The 24,359-nt window shown below is 64.6% G+C and carries 24 protein-coding genes and 2 tRNA genes; 9 read left to right on the top strand and 17 right to left on the bottom strand.

Annotated elements, in window-relative coordinates; genetic code table 11:
* Position 1 precedes the first annotated feature (1 nt).
* Positions 2–934 (bottom strand): phage integrase N-terminal domain-containing protein, encoded by a 933-nt coding sequence (locus tag A9179_RS20405; RefSeq protein ID WP_187808020.1) that lies wholly within the window; start codon positions 932–934, stop codon positions 2–4.
* Positions 935–1,903: 969 nt separating this feature from the next.
* Here A9179_RS20405 and A9179_RS20400 point away from each other — a divergent pair.
* On the top strand, positions 1,904–2,335 hold the full coding sequence (locus A9179_RS20400) for a hypothetical protein (protein WP_187808019.1): 432 nt from the start codon (positions 1,904–1,906) through the stop codon (positions 2,333–2,335).
* A 162-nt stretch (positions 2,336–2,497) separates the two neighbouring features.
* On the opposite strand, the gene A9179_RS20395 is transcribed toward A9179_RS20400, so the two are convergent.
* From A9179_RS20395 to A9179_RS20355, 9 genes are all read right to left on the bottom strand, one after another.
* On the bottom strand, positions 2,498–3,109 hold the full coding sequence (locus A9179_RS20395; protein ID WP_187808018.1) for a helix-turn-helix domain-containing protein: 612 nt from the start codon (positions 3,107–3,109) through the stop codon (positions 2,498–2,500).
* Positions 3,099–3,344, bottom strand: a complete 246-nt coding sequence (locus A9179_RS20390) for a hypothetical protein (protein WP_187808017.1) — start codon at positions 3,342–3,344, stop codon at positions 3,099–3,101. Before A9179_RS20390 ends, A9179_RS20395 begins: the two co-directional genes overlap by 11 nt.
* A gap of 155 nt (positions 3,345–3,499) precedes the next feature.
* The gene (locus A9179_RS20385) at positions 3,500–4,570 is read right to left on the bottom strand and encodes a tyrosine-type recombinase/integrase (RefSeq protein ID WP_187808016.1); all 1,071 of its coding nucleotides are present in this window, start codon (positions 4,568–4,570) and stop codon (positions 3,500–3,502) included.
* A 106-nt stretch (positions 4,571–4,676) separates the two neighbouring features.
* Positions 4,677–4,752: transfer RNA gene (locus tag A9179_RS20380), tRNA-Thr, on the bottom strand.
* 290 nt (positions 4,753–5,042) lie between these two features.
* Positions 5,043–6,248 carry a methyltransferase gene (locus A9179_RS20375; protein WP_187808015.1) on the bottom strand — a complete coding sequence of 402 codons (1,206 nt, stop codon included), beginning with the start codon at positions 6,246–6,248 and terminating at the stop codon, positions 5,043–5,045.
* A gap of 71 nt (positions 6,249–6,319) precedes the next feature.
* Positions 6,320–7,075 carry an ABC transporter permease gene (locus A9179_RS20370; protein WP_187808014.1) on the bottom strand — a complete coding sequence of 252 codons (756 nt, stop codon included), beginning with the start codon at positions 7,073–7,075 and terminating at the stop codon, positions 6,320–6,322.
* Entirely contained in the window at positions 7,075–7,767 is a 693-nt protein-coding gene (locus tag A9179_RS20365) for an ABC transporter permease (RefSeq protein ID WP_187808013.1), read from the bottom strand. The genes A9179_RS20370 and A9179_RS20365 overlap by 1 nt, the downstream gene beginning before the upstream one ends.
* A 54-nt stretch (positions 7,768–7,821) precedes the next feature.
* Positions 7,822–8,574, bottom strand: a complete 753-nt coding sequence (locus A9179_RS20360; RefSeq protein ID WP_187808012.1) for an ABC transporter substrate-binding protein — start codon at positions 8,572–8,574, stop codon at positions 7,822–7,824.
* A gap of 13 nt (positions 8,575–8,587) precedes the next feature.
* Positions 8,588–9,361 carry an ABC transporter ATP-binding protein gene (locus tag A9179_RS20355; protein ID WP_187808011.1) on the bottom strand — a complete coding sequence of 258 codons (774 nt, stop codon included), beginning with the start codon at positions 9,359–9,361 and terminating at the stop codon, positions 8,588–8,590.
* Between the two features lie 405 nt (positions 9,362–9,766).
* On the opposite strand from A9179_RS20355, the gene A9179_RS20350 reads away from it, so the two are divergent.
* Genes A9179_RS20350 through A9179_RS20340 form a run of 3 tightly spaced genes read left to right on the top strand, consistent with a single transcriptional unit; the run spans position 9,767 to position 12,991 of the window.
* On the top strand, positions 9,767–11,566 hold the full coding sequence (locus tag A9179_RS20350; protein ID WP_187808010.1) for an adenylate/guanylate cyclase domain-containing protein: 1,800 nt from the start codon (positions 9,767–9,769) through the stop codon (positions 11,564–11,566).
* The gene (locus A9179_RS20345) at positions 11,563–12,075 is read left to right on the top strand and encodes an SH3 domain-containing protein (protein WP_187808009.1); all 513 of its coding nucleotides are present in this window, start codon (positions 11,563–11,565) and stop codon (positions 12,073–12,075) included. The genes A9179_RS20350 and A9179_RS20345 overlap by 4 nt, the downstream gene beginning before the upstream one ends.
* A 13-nt stretch (positions 12,076–12,088) precedes the next feature.
* Positions 12,089–12,991: a M48 family metalloprotease gene (locus A9179_RS20340; RefSeq protein ID WP_187808008.1), complete on the top strand. Its 903-nt coding sequence runs from the start codon at positions 12,089–12,091 to the stop codon at positions 12,989–12,991.
* A 6-nt stretch (positions 12,992–12,997) separates the two neighbouring features.
* Here the strand turns inward: A9179_RS20340 and A9179_RS20335 are convergent, their stop codons facing one another.
* The 6 genes from A9179_RS20335 to A9179_RS20310 form a co-directional block, all read right to left on the bottom strand.
* Positions 12,998–14,953 (bottom strand): HD domain-containing phosphohydrolase, encoded by a 1,956-nt coding sequence (locus tag A9179_RS20335; protein WP_187808007.1) that lies wholly within the window; start codon positions 14,951–14,953, stop codon positions 12,998–13,000.
* Positions 14,954–15,073: 120 nt separating this feature from the next.
* Positions 15,074–16,102: a WD40 repeat domain-containing protein gene (locus A9179_RS20330; protein ID WP_187808006.1), complete on the bottom strand. Its 1,029-nt coding sequence runs from the start codon at positions 16,100–16,102 to the stop codon at positions 15,074–15,076.
* Between the two features lie 238 nt (positions 16,103–16,340).
* A tRNA-Phe gene (locus tag A9179_RS20325) sits at positions 16,341–16,416 on the bottom strand.
* A 124-nt stretch (positions 16,417–16,540) separates the two neighbouring features.
* Positions 16,541–16,813, bottom strand: coding sequence for an oxidative damage protection protein (locus tag A9179_RS20320; protein ID WP_187808005.1), 273 nt, complete (start codon positions 16,811–16,813; stop codon positions 16,541–16,543).
* Positions 16,810–17,889, bottom strand: a complete 1,080-nt coding sequence (mutY, locus tag A9179_RS20315) for an A/G-specific adenine glycosylase (protein WP_187808004.1) — start codon at positions 17,887–17,889, stop codon at positions 16,810–16,812. The genes A9179_RS20320 and mutY overlap by 4 nt, the downstream gene beginning before the upstream one ends.
* Entirely contained in the window at positions 17,886–20,111 is a 2,226-nt protein-coding gene (locus A9179_RS20310) for an AsmA family protein (protein WP_187808003.1), read from the bottom strand. The genes mutY and A9179_RS20310 overlap by 4 nt, the downstream gene beginning before the upstream one ends.
* Positions 20,112–20,320: 209 nt before the next feature.
* On the opposite strand from A9179_RS20310, the gene A9179_RS20305 reads away from it, so the two are divergent.
* Positions 20,321–21,538, top strand: a complete 1,218-nt coding sequence (locus A9179_RS20305; protein WP_187808002.1) for a sterol desaturase family protein — start codon at positions 20,321–20,323, stop codon at positions 21,536–21,538.
* A 9-nt stretch (positions 21,539–21,547) separates the two neighbouring features.
* On the opposite strand, the gene A9179_RS20300 is transcribed toward A9179_RS20305, so the two are convergent.
* The gene (locus tag A9179_RS20300) at positions 21,548–21,946 is read right to left on the bottom strand and encodes an acetyl-CoA sensor PanZ family protein (RefSeq protein WP_187808001.1); all 399 of its coding nucleotides are present in this window, start codon (positions 21,944–21,946) and stop codon (positions 21,548–21,550) included.
* A 147-nt stretch (positions 21,947–22,093) separates the two neighbouring features.
* Here A9179_RS20300 and hisB point away from each other — a divergent pair, with 147 nt between their 5' ends.
* The 4 genes from hisB to hisA are packed head-to-tail and all read left to right on the top strand — an operon-like array spanning position 22,094 to position 24,359.
* Complete coding sequence (gene hisB, locus A9179_RS20295) at positions 22,094–22,687, top strand: imidazoleglycerol-phosphate dehydratase HisB (RefSeq protein WP_043308064.1); 594 nt, start codon at positions 22,094–22,096, stop codon at positions 22,685–22,687.
* The gene (gene hisH, locus A9179_RS20290) at positions 22,688–23,326 is read left to right on the top strand and encodes an imidazole glycerol phosphate synthase subunit HisH (protein ID WP_187808000.1); all 639 of its coding nucleotides are present in this window, start codon (positions 22,688–22,690) and stop codon (positions 23,324–23,326) included. It abuts the gene before it with no gap.
* A complete protein-coding gene (locus A9179_RS20285; RefSeq protein ID WP_061902555.1) occupies positions 23,327–23,584 on the top strand; it encodes a DUF2164 domain-containing protein in 258 nt (85 codons plus the stop codon).
* 37 nt (positions 23,585–23,621) lie between these two features.
* A complete protein-coding gene (hisA, locus tag A9179_RS20280) occupies positions 23,622–24,359 on the top strand; it encodes a 1-(5-phosphoribosyl)-5-[(5-phosphoribosylamino)methylideneamino]imidazole-4-carboxamide isomerase (RefSeq protein ID WP_187807999.1) in 738 nt (245 codons plus the stop codon).

The following is a 24,359-nucleotide window of genomic DNA, read 5'->3' as shown; positions in this document are numbered from 1 at the left end:
ATCAGGCGTTAGGGGAGCCGAGATAGGTGTTAGTGATTGCGATCCGCTCATGGCCGAGTTCGTGCGAGATAAGCAGCCGGGCTTCGCGATCACTAAGAGGGGGCGTTATTGCTGCTTCGGCGCTGGGAATGGCGACCTTTCCAAGCCAGCCGGACTCCGCTCCTGCAAGCAGATGGCCGTTGATTGAGGCCTTCACTGCCGGTGCTTGCTTGCCGGTCAACTCGAGATAACGGCGTTGGGCGTAGAGGTGCCGCAGCCCGTGCATCTTGCTGAGGCCAGCTGCAGCAATCTGGCGTTCGTACTGCTTCAGCTGTTGCTTGTAGCTGAGCTCGGCTGGGATGAGGCTTCTCATACGAGTGAAGGCATGTACTTCGGTGAGTAGCTCTTCCTGGGCCCGCGTACGGATCGGGATTTCTCGGGCTTTCCCGCCTTTCGTCCAACTGCCTTTGAGCTCAAGGTGTCCGCCTTTGTCGGCAACTGCGGCGATGAATTTGATGGACTCTTCCCTGCGTAGTCCGAACTCGGCTTGCAGGCGGAGGCTGAATCGAACGTACGGATCGGTGATCGCTTCGAGGTTTGCCTTCGGCAGATCCCGGGCACGGCTTTCTTTGGCGACGTATGAGCGGCGAGCGATACCCAGGTCGTCGTTACTGATCTTGGCAACACCTGCGCGGCCGGCTTTCTCGCACGACCAGCGCAGATGGGCCATGCGGTTTTTGATAGTTGCTGCAGATACGCCGGAGGTTTGCCAATGCTGAACCAGCGCGCGGAGGTGGCGTTGGCCGAGTGTGTTGGCTCGTAGGTTGCGGTAACCCAGCTCGCGCAACTGGCGGGCGCTGAGGCTCAGCGTTGCTGAGCGCGCGGCCTGAGTTGAATACGAGCCGTCTCGGTTATGTTTCTGTTGCTGGACGAAATCCCAGCCGAGCTTGTCCATGTTCACGATCCACTTGCTGATGAACGAGGTTCGAAACGCCAATCTCGAGGTAAGTGTTTGTTCCTGTCCTAGTCGCGCGTGCGATAGGAGCTGAGCTTTCACTCAGGAGCGGAACGGCGTTTCACACAGACGGCCAAACGTGGCTCGCAACGACCAGCCCGGCAGCGGGCGGTGATTACGACGACAGGCGCTCAATCAAGTCGATGAGCTGCACCATCGTTGTCTGCGGGCATGCGAGGCATGCCATTTCTCGTCGAGCGTGGATCGACAAACTCATTCCGATCTCGGGGATCGGAAGGGATACCCGGACGCCACGCAGCGCCGGGGGGGGGGGCTCAAACTGAGCGGTCCCTGGTTCTGAAAAATGTCCCATTCATTCTTCAGGCCGTTTACGCGGGGCACGACTCAGTTTTTTAGGTCCGGAGCTGGACCTTTTGCTCATTGTGAAAACCCCGACAGACGCTGAGCGAGCGGCTATCGGAGGGCGGTGTAGCGAACGGGTCGGTTGCCAAATCGACTCGCTCTTGCCGCTCTGAATACGCGCAGTAGCCACGTAAGCAGAGCGGGCTGACGATGCTGCAAGAATGCTTGCTACGCATCGCCCCTTCGCCAGCCGATCAAAAAATCTGAACAGAAATAGCTGACAGACTTGTTGATCGTACGGCTGGCGAATGAGGGTTTATCACCTAGCTGTCACTGCAAAATATCTGAATCCGCGAACACTGCAACTCATAATCGTGCAGGAAATTCGCATGGTCTGGAGGGCTCGAAAATACTGCTCTTTCTCTCTTCCTAGGTGCTTTTCTTCGGCTCGCTCCGCGAGCCGTTGGGGCCGCTCTACGCGGCCCTACGCTGTGCGTCACTACCCGGAGGTAGTGACGCACAGCATCAGTGAGAGTACCTGCCCGCTCTAGCATCCGAACGGGATGCGCCGTTAGGCTAGTGGCCATTAATCAATGAGGTGAACAAATGGGCTGGGACTCACGTGATACTGCTGCGCTGAATGCCGCGACTGCGGCCGGCATCAAATGCTTCGCTATTGGCGTCGTCGGGGATAATGGGCGCCAAGTGATGCTGAACAAAATTGAATGCCCTGGTCAGCCAGGCAGCGGGTCCCCGGAAAAGCTTCTCGCAGATGCGATCGAAGGTGTTACCAGGCTGTCCGCTGGAGGTGACTCATTATGGATTGAGGTCATTAGCGACGAAATTCCACAGTACGTAGCGGATGCAGTCTCTGCACTTCACGGCTTTGGTTGCCGAATGATTGTCACCCACGGGAGTAAATCTACTCGCGGCAATGGTGTGCTTCTCGACAGCTCTCTTTGCACTGCTGTTGAAGCAGCGAACCAAGGTGGGGCTATTTGGCATCCATTTGAAGAGACATTCGTCTTCGCAGCCTAAGCGGTTTACGGCGAGGTGGCCGCTTGGCCTCGCCACAGGGCGAAGTCATGCTGCCTGTATCTATTAATCTCTATGTTCTATTTATGTCAGGTCACCAGTGACCCACCTCCCAGCTCGTGGATGACCCGCCTTGTGGGTAAAGTGGCTCACCGATGACCTGGCTCACTGATGAGCTAGGTCATCGGTGAGCTGGCTGTGGATAGGTTCGGAGAGGTTACCGGTTCGGCGCAGATGCGACTCGAGGACAGTCCTGCTGCGGGCCGATGGATAGCTCACATCTCTGGAGTCGATAATGTTGTTGATCGTGATGTTATTGACGGTGAGCTCAATCCTAACGCTGCTATTGGCCTCTGCTGTGCCGTCGAACTTTCCATGCTCAATGAGCTGCATTAACTGTTCGCGTCGATCCTGTGCGGTCGAGCCCGTATAGAGAAATCGGGCGGTACCGATCTGCTGGCCTCCTCTGGAGAGGGGAAACTGCTCGATCAACCTGTAGCGATTCCTCTGTCCTGGTCGCTCGTCGCGGCTGAGATAGCCAGCATCGGTCAATTCGCGTAAGCCCCGTTTGACTGTCGCAACAGAAAGCCCCGTTTCCCTTGCCAATTGCTCATGCTGGATCTCGGCCTCTCCAGAGCTTAGGTGGGCGCGTGATTTCAGGGAGAGGTAGACCTTCACCGCTGAGCCCTGCAGGCGAGCCAGATCTCCACTTGTCACGAAGCTCCGGAAGAACTGGCTCCAGAATAAGTCTGCTTTCAGGTGACCATCAGCGCTCATTTCGGCCACCGCATAGCAGGGCTGCAACATCTGCAGCGGGGAAATAGACACTTCGACCGAATTTGACCTTAACGGCATTGAGTGCGACGGCCAATTGGCAGCCAGCTGGGTGATAGAGGGTGTGATCAAGAGCTTTCTCGGTGCGATGCAGCAGCTCTGCTAGCTGTTTACGCGAGATTAGGAGGCCGTAGCGTTCGATCAGTTGCTGTTCTAGGTGCGTAGTTTCAATACTCATTGCGTGCATCCGCTTTCTGTCTGGATGCAATGAATAGTGGGAAGCGACTACCCCAAATCGGTGCTTTTAGCCCCGACAAAACCCTGCTCATGAAAGTAAGCCCCGGTTCAGAAAGATTCTGCATGCAGAATCTTTCTGAATGTCGGTAAACCCCTTTAAGCCCCGCTTCGCCCCTCAATTTGGTCGAGTCGCTCTACCAGATCCTCCGCCCTGAGGTGTGTATAGCGCCTGAGCATCTGCATCGATTTATGCCCGCTGATTGCCGACACCTGCTGATCGGATAGGCCTCCCTCGACCAGCCTGCTGACCGCTTCATGCCGCAGATCGTGGAAACGTAGGTCGGGCATGCCGAGGTCCTTCTTCAGCAACCCCCAGGTTTTTCTGAAGGCATAGGGGCGGCGTTTCTGATCCTTTCCTGGTTCGCCAAAGAACACGAGGCCGCAATCCTTGGGGCGAACGGCGTAGTCCAAAGCCGCTCTGAAAGTCTCGGTAGCCACCTTTGTGAGGGGGACGGTTCGGGCGCTGTCGTTCTTGGTATCTGTAAGGCGTACTACGCGCTTTTGCAGGTCGACCTGCTGGCAGCGTAGGCCGGTGATCTCTGACGAGCGCATACCCGTTTCAATGGCTATGCGCACGATCCAGCCGAGCATAGGGTTGCTGTGCGCATTTACGGCTGCTACCAGGCGGCGTTCCTCGTCGGCAGAGAGACGGCGATCACGGCCTTGGCCGGGGCTAGGTTTACGGATGTTGAGAACAGGGTTCATTGGAAGCCCAATCCGCCACTCTTGGATTGCCACCGTAAATAGGTGACTTAGAAGGGCTAGCTCCAGTCGGACTGTGTTGGGGCTGACTAGGGTTTTGCGCCGGCTGCGCTCAGCTAGCCGAGAGTCTCGGTAGTCGGCCAGGATGTCTGCAGACAGAGCGGCCAGCGAGTATTTGCCAAGGCGAGGTATCAGTATCTTTGCGCTACCGGCTTCAGATTTCGCAGTCTTGGGGGCTTTGGTGGGGGAGACCTCCGCGAGATAGCGGTTGAGAGCTTTCTCTAGTGTCATGCGCTCCGAGCTGCTGCGTTCGATATAGACGCCACGCACCATCTCGTCTTCGGTGCGGCGTGCCCAGTCTTCGGCATCACGCTTGGTTCGGAAGGACTTGGAGCAGGTTGGCCAGCCAGTCTTGCGGATGACTGCTTTCCAGGTACCAGAAGGGGTTTTTACGAGGGTCGCCATATGTTCTCCGAGGTGGGCTCGGTACGGGACTGTACCGAAACTGTACCTCGGGAACATCTGATTACGGGGTTAGGAAATTCCAAAGCCCGTAAAGGCTTGATGTAGATGGTGCCGGCACCAGGAATCGAACCCGGGACCTACTGATTACAAGTCAGTTGCTCTACCAGCTGAGCTATACCGGCAAGGGGCGCCATTATAGCCATTGGCCGCGCGGAGTAAACCGCCGCGCGGTAGAAGAAATCGGCTCCGGCTATCAGCACGGTTTTGCTTATGCACAATCAGGCGGCAGCGGCGGCGGTTATGCGCGGCTTTTGTGCGCTACTCCGCGGATTGTTCTAAGCATATGTTCTTATTGATTTTTTTAAGCTGATCAAAAAAGCCGCAAGAGCGCCAGGGGGTGATGGCGCCTGCTTTGCAGCGCTTTCTCCAGAAACTGCTCACAGAGTTATCCACAGCTTCTGTGGATGATCCGTCAGGGCTGCTCGGCCAGCAGCAGCAGGTTGCGCGGGGTCAGCTGGTGCGCGCAGAAGGTGCCTAGGCGTACCTGGTAGCCCTGCTCGGTGAGGTACAGGGCGCGGTCGAGCAGCAACCACAGCTCCAGGGGGCGGCGGAACAGGTTGCGCAGCAGTTCCAGGTTGCGCACCTGGGCCAGGCGCAGCCAGCCGGCGGCCTCCAGTTCGTCCCAGGAGTGGGGCGCATGCAGGGAGAGGGCCTTGAGCTCGGCCAGGTCGCGGCAGTAGCTGGGGAAGTCCTTGGCCAGCCAGCTGACTGGCAGCGATGGCGTGGGCAGGTAGTCGTCGCTGCCGCGCTGGTCGCGCTGCCACAGGTCGAAGGCCAGGCGCCGGGCCATCGACTGGTCGCGTTGCTGGCGCTGGCGTTGGCCGGCGGTGACGGTTTCGCTGAGTGGCAGGCCGAGGTCGCTGCGCGACAGCTGCAGCGTCGACTGCCGGGCCGCGGTCGACAGCGCCTGGTACTGTGCGGCGCCGATCCGGTTGTAGCAGCAGGGCGCCACGGCCAGCTGCCGGCAGCCTTTGGCGCTGGCCAGCTGCAGCAGGCGCACGTGCAGGTCGCCACAGGCGTGCAGGGCCACCGGGCTGTGTTCGGCGTGCAGGCGGGTGGCAGCATCGGCGGCCAGTACATCCTGCTGCAGGTGCTGGGCGTCGATGTGCAGGCGCTGGCTCATCTGCTGCCCGGCCTCGATCAGGGCGGCGTCCTGTTCCAGGCAGGTCAGGCGGCTGCCGTCGCGAGCCAGCAGGCGACCGAGGTGGCCCTTGCCAGCGCACCAGTCCAGCCAGTGGGTGGTGGGTTGGCGGAAGGCCAGGCGCTGGCTGAAGGCCTCGATCTGCTGCCACTTGCGTCCCGGTACGTCGAGGCTGAGGCGCGGCGAGAGGGCCTCGAGGTCATGGCCCGGCAGTTCGTCCAGCATGCTGAGTGCCTGGGCCGTGGCGGCCAGCTCGGGGAAGGGCGCGGGTGCCTCCAGCAGGTGCGGCTGGTTGTGGTTGGCTTCGGCCTGTTCCAGGCTGCGGGCGCGCAGCCAGCGGGCCAGCTCGGGGTGATCGCGCTCCCAGGGCAGGCTCAGGCTGGTAAAGGGCTTGGGGCGCCACAGCGCCTGGTGGGCGACGAGGAAGTCGTCCAGGGCCAGGAAGCGGGGCAGCAGGTCGGGGCCGGTCAGGGGCATGGTGGCGGTGGCGGGCAGGAAGAGACGCTCATTCTACCCGCGCCCCTCCCGGGTGGGAGGGGCGGCGAGGCTCAGCGCCCCTGGCAGGCGTCGACCCGCAGCCGGCGCTCCAGCAGCTTGAAGGCGCGCACCAGAACGTAGGCGATGACCAGGTAGAAGATGCCGGCGGCGAAGAAGATCTCCACCGGCAGGTAGGTGCGGGCGATGATGGTGCGCGACATGCCGGTCAGCTCGAGCAGGGTCACGGTGCTGGCCAGGGCGCTGGCCTTGAGCATCAGGATCACCTCGTTGCTGTAGGCCGGCAGGCCGATGCGTGCGGCGCGCGGCAGGATGATGTAGGTCATCGCCTGCGCGCGGGACATGCCGAGGGCGCGGGCCGCCTCGATCTCGCCGGGCGGTACGGCCTGGATCGCGCCACGGATGATCTCGGCGATATAGGCCGCAGTGTGCAGGGTCATGGTGACCACCGCGCAGACGAACGGGTCGCGCAGGCCCTTGATGCGCAGGCTGAAGTCCCAGCTCCAGTCGCCCAGGCTGAAGGTGTGGGCGAGGATGGTGCCGGTCCACAGGCTGCTCTGGCGGATGGCGTCGAACTGCGACAGGCCGTAGTAGAGCAGGAACAGCTGCACCAGCAGCGGCGTGCCGCGGAAGAAGAAGATGTAGCCGTAGGGCAGGGCGCGCACGTACCAGTGGCGCGAGGCCCGGGCGATGCCCATGGGCAGGGCCAGGATCAGCCCGGCGATTACGGCGATGGCCACCAGCTCGATGGTCAGCACGGCACCTTCGAGCAGCTTGGGCAGGTACTTGTAGATCACTTCCCAGTTCATCAGGCGCTCCGAACGAAACCGCGGCTGGCGCGCTTCTCGAGGAAATGCAGGCCGATCATGGCGATGATGGTCAGGCCCAGGTAGATGAAGGCGGCGACCATGAAGAAAGTGAAGGGCTCCTTGCTGGCGGTCACGGCGATCTGCGAGCGGCGCATGATCTCTTCCAGGCCGATCACCGAGACCAGGGCGGTGTCCTTCATCAGGATCATGAACAGGTTGCCCAGGCCGGGCAGGGCGATACGCCACATCTGCGGCAGGATCAGCTTCCACAGGATGCGCCCGTCGGACAGGCCGAGGGCCATGCCGGCTTCGCGATGGCCCTTGGGGATGGCCAGGATGGCGCCACGGAACACTTCGGTGGCGTAGGAGCCGAAGCACAGGCCGAGGGCGATGGTGCCGGCGGCGAAGGCGTTCAGTTCGAGGCTGGCCACGCCGAGCAGCTCGGCCAGCGAGCGCATCAGGTTGACCGTGCCGAAATAGATCAGCAGCACCCAGAGTAGTTCGGGTACGCCGCGGACGATGGTCGAGTAGCTGCTGCCCAGCCACTGCAGCGTTTTGCGCGAGGAAGTCTTGGCCAGGGCGCCGAGCAGGCCGAGCACCAGGCCCAGGGACAGCGCGGACAGCGCCAGCTGGATGGTCGTCAGCGTGCCGGCGAGCAGCGCCGGGCCGAATCCGTGAAGGTCGAAGATCATCTGAGGGCTACTGCGAGGAAGCGACCGCCGCCCAGCGGGCGGCGGTCAGGGGCATCAATAGATGCTGAACGGGAAGTACTTGTCGTTGATCTGCTTGTAGGTGCCGTCGGCGACGATTTCCTTCAGCGCAGCGTTGAGCTTCTCGCGCAGCGGGTCACCCTTGCGCACGGCAATGGCGATCTTGTCGTTGTCGAACACCGGCTCGCCCTTGAACTCGAAGTCCTTGCCGGCATCGCTCTTCAGCCATTCCCAGTTGACGAACTTGTCGGCCAGCACGCCGTCGAGGCGGCCCGAGGACAGGTCGAGGTAGGCGTTTTCCTGGGTGTCGTACAGCTTGATTTCGACGGTGTCGGCCAGGTTGTCTTCCAGCCAGGTGCCGGCGATGGTGGCGCGCTGGGCACCGATCACCTTGCCTTTCAGGCTGGCCTTGTCGGTTTTGAAGTCACCGCTCTTCGGCGCGATGAACTGCAGCTTGTTGGTGTAGTAGGCGTCGGTGAAGTCCACCGCCTGCTTGCGCTCTTCGGTGATCGACATCGAGGCGGCCAGGAAGTCGAACTTCTTGGCGTTGAGGGCCGGGATGATGCCGTCCCAGTCGGAGGTGACCACTTCGCAGTCGGCCTTCATCTTGGCGCACAGGGCCTGGGCGATTTCCACGTCGAAGCCACCGACCTTGCCGCTGGCGTCGATCAGGTTGAAGGGCGGGTAGGCGCCTTCGGTACCGATTTTCAGTTTGTCCGCGGCGACTGCACTGGTACCGAAAGCCAGGGTGGCGACGGCGGCCAGCAGGATCTTCTTATAGTTCTGCATCGTTGGTGCTCCGTTAGCGATTACTGGACATGAATTGTTTACAGCGCGCCGATTGCGGGTTGTCAAACACCTGCTCTGGCGATCCTTGCTCTTCCACCAGGCCCTGGTGGAGGAATACCACTTCGCTGGACACCTGCCGGGCGAAGTTCATCTCATGGGTGACCAGCAGCATGGTGCGGCCCTCATCGGCGAGCGCGCGGATGACGTTAAGCACTTCCTGTACCATTTCCGGGTCGAGGGCCGAGGTCGGCTCGTCGAACAGGATCACCTTGGGCTGCATGGCCAGGGTGCGGGCAATCGCGGCGCGCTGCTGCTGGCCGCCGGAAAGCTGGTTGGGGTAGGCGTGGCGCTTGTCGGCGATGCCGACCTTGGCCAGCAGCGCCTCGGCGATCTCGGTGGCTTCGGCGCGGCTCTGGCCGAGCACGCGGCGCGGTGCCTCGATGATGTTGTCGAGCACGCTCATGTGCGGCCACAGGTTGAAATTCTGGAACACGAAGCCGATCTCGCTGCGCAGGCGATTGATCTGCTTGCCGTCGGCGGCGATCAGGTCGCCGTTCTTCGCGGCTTTCAGCTTGAGTTCTTCGCCGGCTACCAGGATCTGGCCCTGGTGCGGGTTCTCCAGCAGGTTGATGCAGCGCAGGAAAGTCGATTTGCCGGAGCCGGAGGAGCCGAGGATGGAGATCACGTCGCCGTCGCGGGCCGTCAGGGAGATGCCCTTGAGCACTTCCAGGTCGCCGTAGCGTTTGTGCAAATTGCGGATTTCCAGCGCAGGCGTTGCCTCGGCCATGGGGTGTCCTCTTGGGTTCGGATGCGCTCCGGCTGCAGGTCGCCATCCTGGCGTGGCGCCAACCTAGCATAGCGTCCGCGGCCGCGCCAAGCGCAGCTCCCGGCCCCGGGCCAGGCGTGGCGGGTCGGTGTCGCATGGATGCAGTTGCTTGTCGCGCGGGCACAAGAAGAGCGTGGTTGGCGGGTATTTCTGCAGCAGTTCCCGCCCGGTTGCGCAGCGGGAAGCGGCGGGGCGCGCAGTGTACTGGAGCGTTTCCGACAGGTGAAGCGACCCGCTCGATGGGGTGGCACCACGCCATCTGCTAGAGTCGGCACAGTCCACCCAGGGGAGCGGGTGGCCAGGGCACTTATCCAGGGGGGACGCATGCCGCAGGCGCCGCAATCATCGAGGGCTTTTCGCACAGCCTTGTGGCTGCTGTGCGCCGTGCTGGTGCTGCTGTTGCCGGTGGTGCATCTGTGGGCCCCGGTGCAGCGCTGGAGCAACAGCCAGGTTGACTGGCTGATCCGCCAGCGCGCGGCCGAGCAGGTGCCTGATCCGCGGCTGGTGGTGATCGACATCGACGACACCAGCCTGCAGGCGCTGGTCGGCGAGGCCGGCAAATGGCCCTGGCCGCGCTCGCTGCATGCCGAGCTGGTGGAATACCTGCTGGCGCAGAAGGCCGATGCGGTGCTGTTCGACGTGCTGTTCAGCGAGGCCGATCGCTTCCATCCCGATGCCGATGCCTATCTGGGCGAAGTGCTGGCGCAGACCGACCGGGTCTACCTGGCGGCGCTGCAGCAGCAGGCCAGCGATCCGACCAGGGCGCCGCTGCTGCGCAGCTACCCGGCGCAGGCCGGCCTGCAGCCGGGGCGCGATGCCGAGCAGCGCGGCCTGCTGCTGTTGCCGCGGGCCCTGCCGGCGAGCAGCTGGAAGACCGGCACCATCAACTTCACCCCGGATGCCGATGGCGTGGGGCGGCGCTATGACCTCTATAGGGCCTTCGGCGACTGGCACATGCCGTCGCTGCCGGCGCGCCTGGCCCGCGATCGCGGCGTGGCCCTGCCGGCGCAACCCAGTTTCCTGCTCGACTGGCAGAGCGCACAGCGCCTGGCCTATCCGCGGGTGTCCTTCGCCGAGGCGCTGGCCCAGGCTCGCGGCGAGCCGGGGCGGCTGCCGGCGGACTACTTCGCCGGCAAGATCGTGGTCATCGGCACCACTGCGGCGGGCCTCTACGACCTGCGCCGCACGCCGCTGGACGATCTCTACCCGGCGGTGTTCATCCTCGCCACCGCGGTCGACAACCTGCTCAATGGCGAACAGCTGCAGGCCGCTCCGGCCTGGCTGATGCCGCTGCTCGGCGGGCTGCTGTTGCTGCTGGTGCTGCAGCTGCTGCTGCGCGAGCGCCTGCTGCTGGCCAGCCTGACGACCGCCGGCCTGAGCCTGGCGCTGTTCGGCGGGGCCTACCTGCTGGCGCTGCGCGGCGTGCTGGTCGGCGTGCTGCCGACCCTGCTCCTGCTATGGCTGCTGCTGGCCCTGGCCCTGGCGGTGTTCTACCGGCGCCGGCGCCAGCAATTGAACACCACCATCAGCATGTTCAGCCGTTTCCTCGACCCGCAGGTGGTGGCCCAGCTGGTGGCTCGCGAAGACCCTCAGGCACTGCTGGCCAGCCGCGAGTGCCAGCTCACCGTGCTGTTCTCCGATATCCGCAACTTCACCACCATGTCCGAGCGGCACAGCGCTCAGGCCATCATGCAGATCCTGGAGAACTACTTCGCCGGCCAGGTCGATGTGCTGTTCAAGCACCATGCGACCCTCGACAAGTTTATCGGTGACGCGATCATGGCCTTCTGGGGCGCGCCGCAGGACAACCCCAACCAGGCGCGCGATGCGATCAATGCGGCGCTGGAGATGCTCGACAACGTCGAGCGCTACCGGCGCGACTTCGACCACCCGGATTTCGATATCGGCATTGGTCTGCACACCGGCCCGGCGGTGGTCGGCATGGTCGGAACCAGCAAGCGCTATGACTACACTGCGATTGGCGACACGGTGAACCTGGCCAGCCGCATCGAAGGCCTGACCAAGGGCCGTGCCCGCCTGCTGGTGTCCGCGGCGACCATGCAGGCCTGTGCCGAACATTTCGATTTCATTGCCCACGGCGACTTCCAGGTCAAAGGCCGTGACGAACCCGTGAGCCTCTTCGAACCCAGGAGAAAACCAACATGAGAAAAGCCCTGAGCGCGGTTCTGTTGCTGCTGGCCGGCGTGCTGGCCTGCGGCGCCGCACTGGCCGAGGTGCGCGGCGGCATTACCGTCGAGGCCACGGCCCTGCGCGACAAACCCGGGGCCAGTGCCGCGGTGCTGCAGCAGCTGCCGGCGCAGAGCCGCCTGAGCATCCTCACGCGCCAGGGCGGCTGGTACCAGGTGCAGACCAGTGCCGGCCAGCAGGGGTGGGTGGCGCTGCTGGCGGTGCGTTTCGACAAGAGCGCGGCGGCCACCGGCGGCAATATTTCCGACCTGCTCGATGGCAGTACTGCAGTGGCGCCGGCCACCGGGGTGGCCACCGGCGTACGCGGCGTCAGCGACGACAAGCTGGAGGGGGGCGCCGGCGGCGCGGGCAGCAGCGCCCTGCAGGAGCTCGACCGCTATGCCGTGCAGCCCGGCACGGCGCGCGCCTTTGCCCAGGCCGGCGGCCTGCGCAACCAGACCATCGCCTATCCCGCCGACGCCCAGTGAACGGAGCCTGCCGATGAACGCGAATCTCTATCCTGCGGTGCTGTTGCTGGCCCTCGGCGCTACCCTGAGCGGCTGCCAGAGTCTGGATGCGCTCGAGGGCGTGAATATCCAGGGTGTCGATCTCGGGCGCCTGGCCAGTGCCGGCAAGAACCTCAGTGCGATGACCGAAGACAAGAGCGAGGACGAGGAGCAGGTGATCGGTGCCAATACCGCCGCCCTGCTGCTCAAGCAGGCGCCGCTGCTGGACAACCCGGGCGTGCAGAGCTACGTCAATCAGGTCGGGCGCTGGGTGGCGCTGAACAGTGAGCGGCCCGATCTGCCCTGGCGCTTCGCCGTGCTCAACAACCGCGCCGTCGGCGCCTACGCCGCACCGGGTGGCTACGTGTTCATCACCAGCGGCCTGCTCGCGCGGATGGACAGCGAGGCCGAACTGGCCGGCGTGCTGGCCCACGAGGTGGCGCACGTGGTGCGTCAGCATCACCTCAAGGCAATCAAGCAGAGCGCCGGCGCCGGCCTGCTGGCGGATATGTCGCGCCTGGCCCTGCAGGTGCACCAGGCCAGCTCGGGTGACCTGAGCGGCAGCGATCCGCTGGCCAACCAGAAGTTCGATACCCTGGTCGGCAACCTCTATACCCGCGGGCTGGATCGCGGTGACGAGTACGAGGCGGACGAGATGGGCGCGGTCATCGCCGCCCGTTCCGGCTACGACCCCTATGGTCTGGCCACGGTGCTGCAGGGCATGGCGACCATGAAGCAGGACGACGCCACCCTGGTGACCTTCCTCAAGGTGCACCCGAATATCGGCGACCGCCTGACCCGCCTGCAGCCGACCTACCAGTACCTCGACCGGGTCGCCGCCAGCGGCAGCCAGCAGACCCTGGCCGAGCGCTATCGCCAGGCCCTGTCAGGGCGCTGAGGGGGCTCAGTGGCTGTGCCTGCCGCTGGGCTCGAAGTCGCAGACATGGTGGGCGTAGGTCGGCCCGCTGCCGCTCGCCAGGGTGCTGCTGGGTGCGGGTAGCTGCTGGTACTGGCCAGGGTTGAGGTAGCAGCGTGACTCGATGAACACCCGCACCAGGTCGCCATCGAGCAGGCCGCTCTTGACCTCCGACTGCAGGATGTCGAGAGCATGCTCGGTGGGTACCGCTGGCTTGTACGGGCGGTCGGAAGCGGTCAGGGCGTCGTAGATGTCGCAGATGGTCATGATCCGCGAGGCGCAGGGAATCGCATCGCCGGCCAGCCCCTTGGGGTAGCCGCTGCCGTCGAGCTTCTCGTGGTGCGCCGCGGCGATCTCCGGAATGCGCTGCAGTGCCGGCGTCCAGGGAATCAGCTTGAGGAAGTCGCGGGTGTGCACCACATGGCGCTCGATCTCCGCGCGCTCTTCCTCGGTCAGGCTGCCGCGGCGGATGGCCAGGGCGCAGAACTCCTGATCCGAGAGCAGGCCGATCAGGCTGTCGTCGTGGCTTTTCACCACGTGGCCCTGGATCTCCTGCAGGTGGTGGAAGTCGCCCTCGGTCAGCACGCTGGGTTCGTTGGCCTTGAGGATGTCGCGCAGGTAATGGTCGAGGTGGTCGCACTCCTGGGCCAGTTCGCTCTCCCACAGCAGGCGCTGCTCGTCGGCCAGGCCGCCATGGTGGCGGTAGGCGTGCAGCATGCGCTTGAGCATCTGGTTGTGCAGGCTCTCCTTGGCCAGTGCCACCCGGTAGCGCAGGTTGTCGATCACCGGTTCGGGCAGCTTCTTGGCCTTGGTCAGCACGTGCTCGCGCACCCCGACCTTGCCGAAGTCGTGCAGCAGGGCAGCGTAGCGCAACTCGCGCAAGCCCTCGTCGTTGAATGCCTGGCGGCGGATATGCGACTGCGGCGCGGCCGGCAGCTGGCGGGCGAGGGCGATGCACAGGTCGGCGACGCGGAAGGAGTGGCCGCTGGAGGTCGGGTCGCGCTGCTCGATGGCGAACACCGAGGCCTGCACGAAGCCGTCGAACAGCTGGCTGATGTCGTCCAGCAGCTGGCGGTTCTCGATGGCCACCGCGGCCTGGCTGGCCAGGGCGCGCAATGAAGCAGCCATCACCTCGTCGAAGGCAATTGCCTGGCCCTGATCGTCCTGGCAGTTGATGAACTCCAGCACGCCGACCACCTCGTGGCGATGGTTGAGCATGGGAATGGCCAGCAGCGACATGGTGCGGTAACCCACCTGCATGTCGAAGGAGCGGTTGAAGCGGTAGGGCGCCTCGCCAGGGATGGCATAGGCATCGGCGATATTCAGTTCGGTGCTGGTCAGCGCCACATAGCCGGCGATCGAGGCCTTGGTCAGCGGCATGCGCTGTTCCTGGAAGCGGGTTGGCATCGAGCTGTTCTGGGTCAGCTTGAAGATCAGCTGGGCCTGCTCGCCCTTGTTGTCGACCAGGAACAGCGAGGCGGCATCGCTGTTGGACAGGCGCCGGCCCTCGGTGAGGATCTTGCTCAGCAGGCGCTCCAGATCCTTCTCGGCGGACAGTGCCAGGCCGACGTCGACCAGTTTCTGCAGGTCGCCGTCCTTGTCGTGCAGGGCGGCGGCCAGCTGGCTGGTCTTCTGCTTCAGGCGGAACTGCTCGGCGGCGAAGCCGAGCAGGGCGACCAGCTCATCCTCGCTGGCGCCGGCGGGCAGCGGCAGCACCCCGGCGGGTGCACTGAAGGCCACCAGGCTGGCGCCGGTGGCCTGCCAGGCGGCCAGCGGCTGGCTGGTCAGCAACTGGCTGTCGAGCAGCAGCACCTCGAGACTGTTGGCGGGAAAGTCGTCCGGCTGCTCCAGGCAACGCAGGGCGATGCCCTCATGGTGCAGGCGATCGAGCAGACTGGCATCGGCAAGCAGTGGGCTGTGCCCCACCGTGAAGCTGGCTGTCATCACTGATTACCCTCGGCGGCGTGCCGGCTCGGACGGGAGTAGGCTCGTCCGAGTATTGCACCGCTACCTGACCCCTTCCAGGCCGTTTGGCTTGTACGCCGGCTCGGTCGCCGCGGCGTGCTAGTCGAGTGTCGCGCCAGTAATGCGGCGACCGTGGGCAATCAGGCCGAGCTGCAGGGGCACCACCATCTCAGCGACGGCGAAATTGCTACGAGCGGAGAAGCGCAGCGCCTCGCCGCGGGTCAGGTCGATCAGTTCGATCTTGCCATCCTTGAGGCCGCGTGGGTCGAGGGTGCCGGCCAGGGTTAGCCAGGGCATGCCGTCGGCGAAGGTGGCCTGGTGCAGCCACTTCAGCGTACTGGGTATGTCCCGGCGTTTGCTCAGGTCGGCGCTGCTCCACTCGACGACAGTGCCCTGGCGGTTGGCGCTGATCAGGCTCTGGCCGTCGGCACTGAAGCCCAGGGCGAGGAGCCAGTTGCCGGTCTCGTAGGGTTTTCTCTCCTGCTTGAGGTTGAGTTGGAGTTGCCCGCCCTGTTCCGTGACCTGCCACAGCTGGATCGCGCCCGAGGCATTGCCAACGGCGACTAGGTCGCCGCGCGGGCTGCTGGCGAGGGCGGTTACGCCATCCAGGGACTTGTAGCGTCCCGCCAGCAGTTGGCGTTGCTCCAGGTCGTAGAGCAGCAGTTCGCCATGGGCGCCGGCGATCAGGTACAGCGCTTCCCGTGGGCCCGGGGCGACGGGGCCGCGGGCATCGGGAATGGTGGCGAGTAGCTCACCGCTCTCGCTATCCCACAGGCGGGTGACATCGTCGAAATAGGAGTTGCTGAAGAAGCTGGAGCCGTCGCGGCTGAACTGCAGCTGATCCGTGCGGTTCGGATGCGCGCGCAGACTTATGCGCGCCTCACGCTGGGTGGCATCCCAGATATGCACAAGGCCGGACTCCATGCCGACCAGTAGGTGTTTGCTGGCGCTATGAAAGCGTATCGAGGCCACGCGATCGCCGTCGGCAAAGCGTTGCTTGAACAGCGCCTGAGTGAACTCGGGGTGAATCGGCGGGAACAGGACAAAGCGCCAGAGCAAGCCGGCGGCACCGGCCAGCAAAAGCAGGAAGAGGGCTGAGAGCAGCCATCTGTGACGGTTGTTTTGCATTACGCCTCCTTGCGCATGTTTGCCTCACTGCAACGGCCTCCCGCATGGCGGTGGTCGTGTCGTGAGACGAGTTTGCCAGAGCGGAGGTCGGTGGGGCGAGTCGCGTCGGCATGCCCTCAAGAATGCCCCTAAAGCTAGGGCTATAGATGAAGCGATAAATTGCAGGCAATAAAAAACCCGCACTAGGCGGGTTCTTTAAGGCTTTCGGGTGGTTTTGGCACCACCTGAAAACGAAAGGTGGTGCCCAGGGACGGAATCGAACCGCCGACACGGGGATTTTCAATCCCCTGCTCTACCGACTGAGCTACCTGGGCAACGGGGCGCTATTAAACGGATTTGGTCGGGTGGTGTCAAGCGAGGGGAAGAAAAAAATTCAGTACAAACGGGCGCTTACGATTTTTGCGTGGGTACGCAGGGGCTGCGCACCCGTTCGCGGGCTCAGGCGCTTGGCGGCACGTAGCCGTCGGCCTGGGCGTATTCCTGACCGGAGAGGAACTTGTCCATTTCGCCCTGGAGGAACTTGCGATCCTCGGCGTTCATCATGTTCAGCCGGCGCTCGTTGATCAGCATGGTCTGGTGGGCCTGCCACTCGTCCCAGGCCTGTTTGGAGACGTTGTTGAAGATGTCTTCGCCTTTCGGGCCTGGATAGGGCGGGCGATCCAGGCCAGGGAGGTCTTGCTTGTGCTTGCGGCAGTGGACGGTGCGGCTCATGGCTGCTCTCCAGTAATCGATTCGGTATTCAGTGCCTGTGCGGCTCGTTTGAGGAGCTTCTTCACCGGGGCGGCCAGGCCCAGGCGCGGCGGGGTGGCGAGGTTATACCAGAGCCAGTCGCCCTCGGCCACGCCAGGCGCGGCCTGCTCCACGTGCACCAGCCAGGGTTCGATGGCCAGCTGGAAGTGGCTGAAAGTATGGGTCAAACCATCCAGTTCGCGACGGCTGCCCAGCTGCAGGGCGTGTTGGCTGGCCAGTGGCGCGAGGGCGTCGAGGTCGTCCAGTTCCGGCAGACTCCACAGTCCGCCCCACAGGCCGCTCGAGGGGCGGCGATAGAGCAGGATGGCGCCGTCGCGATTGGCCAGGATCGGCATCAGGGTGCGCTTCTGCGGCAGCTCTTTGCGCGGCTTGGCGATCGGGTAGCGGATCTCCAGGCCCAGCAGGTGCGCCTGGCAGCCGCTCTGCAGCGGGCAGATCAGGCAGCTGGGCTTGCTCCGGGTGCAGAGCGTGGCGCCCAGATCCATCATCGCCTGGGTGTAGTGGTTGACCCGTTCGTCGGGCAGGAAGCGCTCGGCCACCGCCCACAGCTGCTTGGCCACCTTGGGCTCACCCGGGTAGCCCTCCTGGGCCACGTAGCGGGCCAGCACGCGCTTGACGTTGCCGTCGAGGATCGGCGCGCGCAGGCCCATGCTCAGGCTGGCGATGGCGCCGGCGGTGGAGCGGCCGATGCCGGGCAGTGCGGTGAGGGCTTCGACGTCGCGGGGGAATTCGCCGCCGTGTTCGCGCATGACGATCTGCGCGGTCTTCTGCAGGTTGCGTGCGCGGGTGTAGTAGCCGAGGCCGGTCCACAGGTGCAGCACTTCGTCTTCCGGCGCTTCGGCCAGGGCCCTGACCGTGGGCAGGGCGTGCATGAAGCGGTCGAAGTAGCCGAGCACGGTGCTGACCTGGGTCTGCTGCAGCATGATTTCCGAGACCCACACCCGGTACGGGTTGATGTCCTGCTGCCAGGGCAGATCCTTGCGTCCGTGCTGGTCATACCAGGCCAGCACGGCGCCGTTGAATTGCGTGGGGGTCATTTCTTGAACAGGCCCTTGAGCGCTTCCTTGAGTTCCGGGCTGACCTTGTCGCCGAGCTTCTCTTCGATCTTTTCTTCGAGGCGGGCGCCGGCCAGTTTGCCGGCGATCTTGCCCATGCCGTCCTTGTCCAGGCGGCAGGCCTTGGCGCCCAGCTCCAGCGGGCCGCGGCAGCGCAGCGGCCATTCGATGCCGGCATAGCGTTCGTTGACCTGGCAGGCCGGATCCGGCATGGCGCCCTTGTCGCCTTCGATAACGATGCCGACGCGGTAGTCCATGCCCAGCACGCGCAGGTCGACATCGCCCTGGCCGTTGATCGTCAGGCCGGGAATGCGCGCCTTGAGGTCGGGGTTGCTGGCCACGCCATTGCGGAAGGTCAGGCTGCCGTCCAGCTCCTCGAAGGGCGTGTCCTTGCCGCGAGCCTCGCCGGACAGCGACTTGCGATTGAGGGTGGCGATGCCCTGGCACAGCTGCTGTTCCAGGTTGGCGTCGACCAGCACACCGTTGCTCAGGCTGAAATCGGCCTTGCCGTTGAGGGCATCGATCCAGGCTTTCTGGCTGTTGCCCTGGGTGCGGATGTCGGCGTTGAGGTCGAGCTGGCCGCGCAGTGGTGCCTTCTCGCCCTGGGCCTCGATGAGTTTCTCCACCGGGATGTGGCTGATGCGCTTCTGCGCGGTGAGCACGGGGACGGCCGGGCGTGCGTCGAGCTGGGCCTGGGCGCTGAATTCGCCGCCGTAGAGGTCGCCGCGCAGTTCTTCCAGCTTGAGCACGCCGTCCTTGCCGCCGGCCTGCAGGCTGGCGCTTTCGATCGGCAGCTTGCTGATGGTCAGCTGGCCGAGGCTCAGGCTGGCCTGCAGGTCGAGCTTGCGCAGCTGATCCAGCGGCAACAGCTGGGCATCGCTCCAGGCCTGCTGGCTGGGGGTGCTGGGCAGTTCGCTGGTGCCGTTCTTGCCGGCGGCGGCCACGGCCTGCTTGACCTCGTTCTTGCGCGCCGCGCCGGCGCTGGCGTCCTTGTCCTGGGGCGGCAGGTAGCGGTCGAGGTCGAACTTGTCGCCCTTGAGCTGGGCGCGTACGGCCTGCTTGGCGAAGTCGCTGACGGCCAGGCTGCCGCTGAAGCTGCTGCCGTCGAGCTTCAGATTGAGGTCGTTGAGCGCCAGGCTGTTGGGGGTGCCAGCCAGGCGGCTGGACAGTTCGAACTGGCTGAGGCCGGCGGCATCGCGGGTGGCCGGCAGCTGGATGCCGAGACCGGTGAGGAACTCGCGCAGGTTGAGCTGGGCGATCGACAGGTTGCCTTCCAGTTGGGCGGTTTTGTCGAGGTCATGCAGCTTGAGTTCGCCGAGGGCGCGCAGCTGGTTGGCGGACAGCTTGAGGCCGTTCCACTCGGCTACCTGGGCGGCCTGGTCGAGCAGCAGCTGGCCTTCGCTGGCGAAGGTCAGGGTCTTGCCCTGGAGCGGCTCGCCGGAGACTTCGCCAGACAGCTTGAGGTCTTCCAGCTGGTAGCGCTTGAGGGCGCGGTCGAAGCGCAGCTGGGTCTTCAGCTCGGTCTTGGCGCGCAGCAGCGGCTGGTTGGCGGCGAAGAAGGCGCTCAGCTTGAGCGGGATGCTGGCGCCTTCGCGAATGGCGCCGGTGCTCAGCTCGATGCCTTCGGCGCTAAACTGCTTGCCGTTGCGGGCGTCGTGGTAGTCGACCTGCGAGTTGCTGATGGTCAGGCTGTCGATGTCCAGCTTGAGCGGCGCCTCGTTGCGTTCCGCGCTGTCGCTTGCGGCAGTGTCGGCGTTGCTGGTGCTGCTGGCGTCGGCCGGGGCGCTGGTGGCTGGCTTGGCCGGCTTGCCGACCTGTTCCCAGTTGCCGTGGCCCTGCTCGTCGCGCTGCAGGGTCAGGTTGAGGCCGTCGATGCGGATGTCGCTCATCTGCACTTCCTTGCGCAGCAGCGGCAGCACGCGTACCGAGAAGCCGAGCAGGCGCAGGTCGGCGAATGGCTTGTCGGGGCTGGCGGCGCTGGCCAGGGTGGCGTCGGTCAGCTCCAGGCCGAGCCAGGGGAACAGGCTCCAGCCGATGTCGCCATTGAGCTTAAGCTCCAGGTTGGCCTTGTCGCGGGCCAGTTGCTGGATCTCGTCCTTGTAGTCGTTGGGGTCGAACAGGTGGGTGAGGGCGAAGCCCAGGCCGACGATGATCAGCAAGAGTCCGAGGAGTAGCAGACCCAGGATTTTGCCGAAGGCTTTCATGGACGAGTCCTTGTGTTGGGTGGGCGTTGCATCAGGGCGCGAGTATATGTCAGCGGCGTGCGCATCTGGGGTTGGATGGGTGTGACGCCAGGCAGTTCCGCGGCACCGCCGGGCTGGCGCCTGGAGTGGTGCCGAATGGCGGCTGCGGCCACACCGCCACAGGCGATCCGGCGCTAGGCTGGCAGCATAACAAGAACCGGGAACCCACTATGAATGTCGCTGTGCTGGCCGTGCCGCTGTACATCCTGCTGATCCTGCTGGAGCTCGCCTACGAGCGCTGGAGCGGCCGCCACACCTATCGCCTGGCTGATGCCACCACCAGCATCAACACCGCCGTGCTGCGGGTGCTGCTGGAAGGGCCGTTGCGCCTTCTGCTGATCATTCCCTACGCCTGGCTGTACGAGCATGCGCGCCTGCTGGAGCTGGATGCGCAGTCGCCCTGGGTATGGCTGCTGGGCTTTATCGGCGTGGACTTCTGTTTCTACTGGGCCCATCGCAGCCTGCACCACTTCAACCTGCTGTGGGGCGCGCACCAGCCGCACCACTCCAGCGAAGACTTCAACCTGTCCACCGCGCTACGCAAGGGCGCCTTCCAGACCGCCTTCGACTGGCCGTTCTATCTGCCACTGGCGCTGCTCGGCGTGCCGCTGCCGCTGTTCCTGATCCTGCTCGGCGCGCAGCTGGTCTACCAGTTCTGGATTCACTCGCAGCATGTCGGCCGCCTGGGTGTGCTGGAGTGGTTCATGGTCACGCCGAGCAACCACCGGGTGCACCATGGGCAGAACGACTACTGCATCGACCGCAACCATGGTGGCGTGTTCATCGTCTGGGATCGCCTGTTCGGCACCTTCGCCGACGAGGGCGAGCCGGTGCGCTACGGGGTCACCACGCCGGTGCGCACCTTCGACCCGCTGCGCCTGCAGTTCTCCTGGTGGCGCCTGCTGTGGGCCGACGCCGTGGCGACCCGCTCCTGGTGGGACAAGCTGCGCCTGTGGTGGATGCCCACCGGCTGGCGCCCGGCGGACGTGCGCCAGCGGCCCTGGCCGAAGATGGGTACGGACAAGTTCGACTGCGTCTATCCGACTGGCCTGCGCGGCTATGCCCTGCTGCAGTTCGTGGCAATCAATGGCCTGACCCTGTGCTTTCTGGTGGCGATCAAGGGCGCCGGCGGCTGGCCGCCGCTGCTGCTGGTGCCGCTGATCCTGTTCGGTTGCATCAGCCTGGGCCGGCTGTTCGAGGGGCGCATCGGGCTGTGGCGCCTGGAGGCCCTGCGTCTGCTGGTCATGGCGAGCACGGCGCTGCTCTGGGGGTTGTGGCTGGCACCGGCGCAGTGGGCGCTCGGTCTGGGCCTGGCCGGACTGTGTGCGGCCAGCCTGCTGTGGCTGACCTGGCTGGCGGCGCGCCCGCAGGTGGCGCGGGCGTCCTAGGTGGCGGGCTTAGAGGCTGTCCAGCGGCAGGCCGGTGCGTGCGGCGAGGGCCTGGCTTTCCAGATGATCCTTGGGCGCGGCCAGGTGCAGCGGCTTGCCGGCTGCGGCGGCCAGGTGTTTGGCCTCGTCGAGGATGCGCCGGGCCACGCCGCGCTTGCGCGTGACCTTGCGCACGCACAGGTGCGACAGGCGCCAGCAGTCGTCGTCGCGGTGTAGCAGGGCGGCGCCGAGCAGGCGGTCGTTGAAGCGCCCGGCGATCAGCCGGCCCTCGCCGATGCCGCCGGCGATCAGGGCATCGGCACTGGCATAGGGCGCCAGCAGCCAGTCCGGCGCATCGGCGTAGATCTTGCCCAGGTCGGTGTGATCCTGGGCGGATGGGCGGCTGACGGTTTCGACCAGAACGGGCATTGCGGCTTCCTCGGCGGGCAGGTTGCGCAGTGTAAGGTTCGCCCGGGCGCACCGAAAGCCTTGCCGTTCGCCCGTCGCGGTAGCCGCCCAAGCCCCGCCCCGCCTATAATGACCGCCTTTTCCCGTGAGCAGCCTGTGGAGCTGGAGATGGCCGAACGTACGGCATCCGTCGAGCGCAACACCCTGGAGACCCAGATCAAGGTCTCGATCAACCTGGATGGCACCGGCAAGGCCAAGTTCGATATTGGCGTGCCGTTCCTTGAGCACATGCTCGACCAGATCGCCCGTCACGGCCTGATCGACCTGGATATCTACTGCAAGGGCGACCTGCATATCGACGACCACCACACCGTGGAAGACGTCGGCATCACCCTCGGCCAGGCCTTTGCCAAGGCCGTCGGCGACAAGAAGGGCATGACCCGCTACGGCCATTCCTACGTCCCGCTGGACGAGGCGCTGTCGCGCGTGGTGATCGACTTCTCCGGCCGTCCCGGCCTGCAGATGCACGTGCCTTTCACCCGCGCGGTGGTTGGCGGCTTCGACGTAGACCTGTTCCAGGAATTCTTCCAGGGCTTCGTCAACCACGCCCTGGTCAGCCTGCATATCGACAACCTGCGTGGCACTAACACCCACCACCAGATCGAGACCGTGTTCAAGGCCTTCGGCCGCGCCCTGCGCATGGCCGTCGAGCTGGATCCGCGCATGGCCGGACAGATGCCGTCGACCAAGGGCTGCCTGTAAATGCAGACAGTTGCAGTAATCGACTACGGCATGGGCAACCTGCACTCGGTGGCCAAGGCCCTCGAGCATGTCGGCGCCGGCAAGGTGCTGGTGACCAGCGACGCCAATGTGATCCGCGAGGCCGATCGCGTGGTGTTTCCCGGTGTGGGTGCGATCCGCGACTGCATGGCCGAGATCAAGCGCCTGGGCTTCGATGCCCTGGTGCGCGAAGTCAGCCAGGATCGCCCGTTCCTCGGTATCTGCGTCGGCATGCAGGCCCTGCTGGAGCGCAGCGAGGAGAACGGCGGCGTCGACTGCATTGGCCTGTTCCCCGGCCAGGTGCGCTTCTTCGGCAAGGATCTGCATGAAGGCGGCGAGCACCTGAAGGTGCCGCACATGGGCTGGAACGAAGTGGCGCAGGTGGTCGATCACCCGCTGTGGCACGAGATTCCGGACAACGGCCGCTTCTATTTCGTGCACAGCTACTACATCGAGGCCGGCAACCCGGCGCAGGTGGTCGGTGGCGGTCACTACGGCAAGGATTTCGCCGCGGCGCTGGCCGAGGGCTCGCGTTTCGCCGTGCAATTCCACCCGGAGAAGAGCCATACCCATGGCCTGCAGCTGCTGCAGAACTTCGTCGGCTGGGATGGCCGTCGGTAAATGAGCCGGGGCAAGAAGGTCGCGCTGCTGGAGCTCGAGGGTGGCCAGCAACAGGCCGCGCTGCAGGTGCTGAAGAACTTCCTGGAAGACCGTTTCGAGCTCGAACTGGGCTCGTTCGAGGTGCAGGAAGTGCTCGACCTGATCGGCCGCGAGATTGCCCCGCACTACTACAACAAGGCGATTGCCGATACGCAGGCCCTGCTGGCCGAGCGTTTCGCCAGCCTGGAAAGCGATTTGTGGGCGCTCGAGAAGAGCTGACCCATCACCGAATTCACGATTTGAGCAGGTTCACGCGATGCTGATTATCCCCGCTATCGATCTCAAGGACGGCGCCTGCGTACGTCTGCGCCAGGGCCGCATGGAAGACTCCACCGTATTCTCCGATGACCCGGTGAGCATGGCTGCCAAGTGGGTCGAGGGCGGCTGCCGTCGCCTGCACCTGGTCGACCTCAACGGCGCCTTCGAAGGCCAGCCGGTCAATGGTGAGGTGGTCACCGCCATCGCCAAGCGCTACCCGAACCTGCCGATCCAGATCGGCGGCGGCATCCGTACCCTGGAGACCATCGAGCACTACGTGCGCGCTGGCGTCAGCTACGTGATCATCGGTACCAAGGCGGTTAAACAGCCTGAGTTCGTCACCGAGGCCTGCAAGGCCTTCCCGGGCAAGGTCATCGTCGGCCTGGACGCCAAAGACGGCTTTGTCGCCACCGACGGCTGGGCCGAAGTGTCCAGCGTACAGGCCACCGACCTGGCCAAACGCTTCGAGGCCGACGGCGTGTCCGCCATCGTTTATACCGACATCGCCAAAGACGGCATGATGCAGGGCTGCAACGTCGAGGCCACCGCGGCCCTGGCCGCCGCCAGCAAGATCCCGGTGATCGCCTCCGGCGGCATCCACAACCTCGGCGACATCGAGAAGCTGCTGCTGGCCCGTTCGCCCGGCATCATCGGCGCCATCACCGGCCGCGCGATCTACGAAGGCACCCTGGATGTAGCCGAGGCGCAAGCCTTCTGCGACTCCTATAAAGGCTGA

This window comes from Pseudomonas alcaligenes, from assembly GCF_014490745.1.
Taxonomy (GTDB): domain Bacteria; phylum Pseudomonadota; class Gammaproteobacteria; order Pseudomonadales; family Pseudomonadaceae; genus Aquipseudomonas; species Aquipseudomonas alcaligenes_C.
The sequence above is the reverse complement of the archived record's forward strand: the minus strand, read 5'-3'. Positions and strand labels throughout refer to the sequence as shown.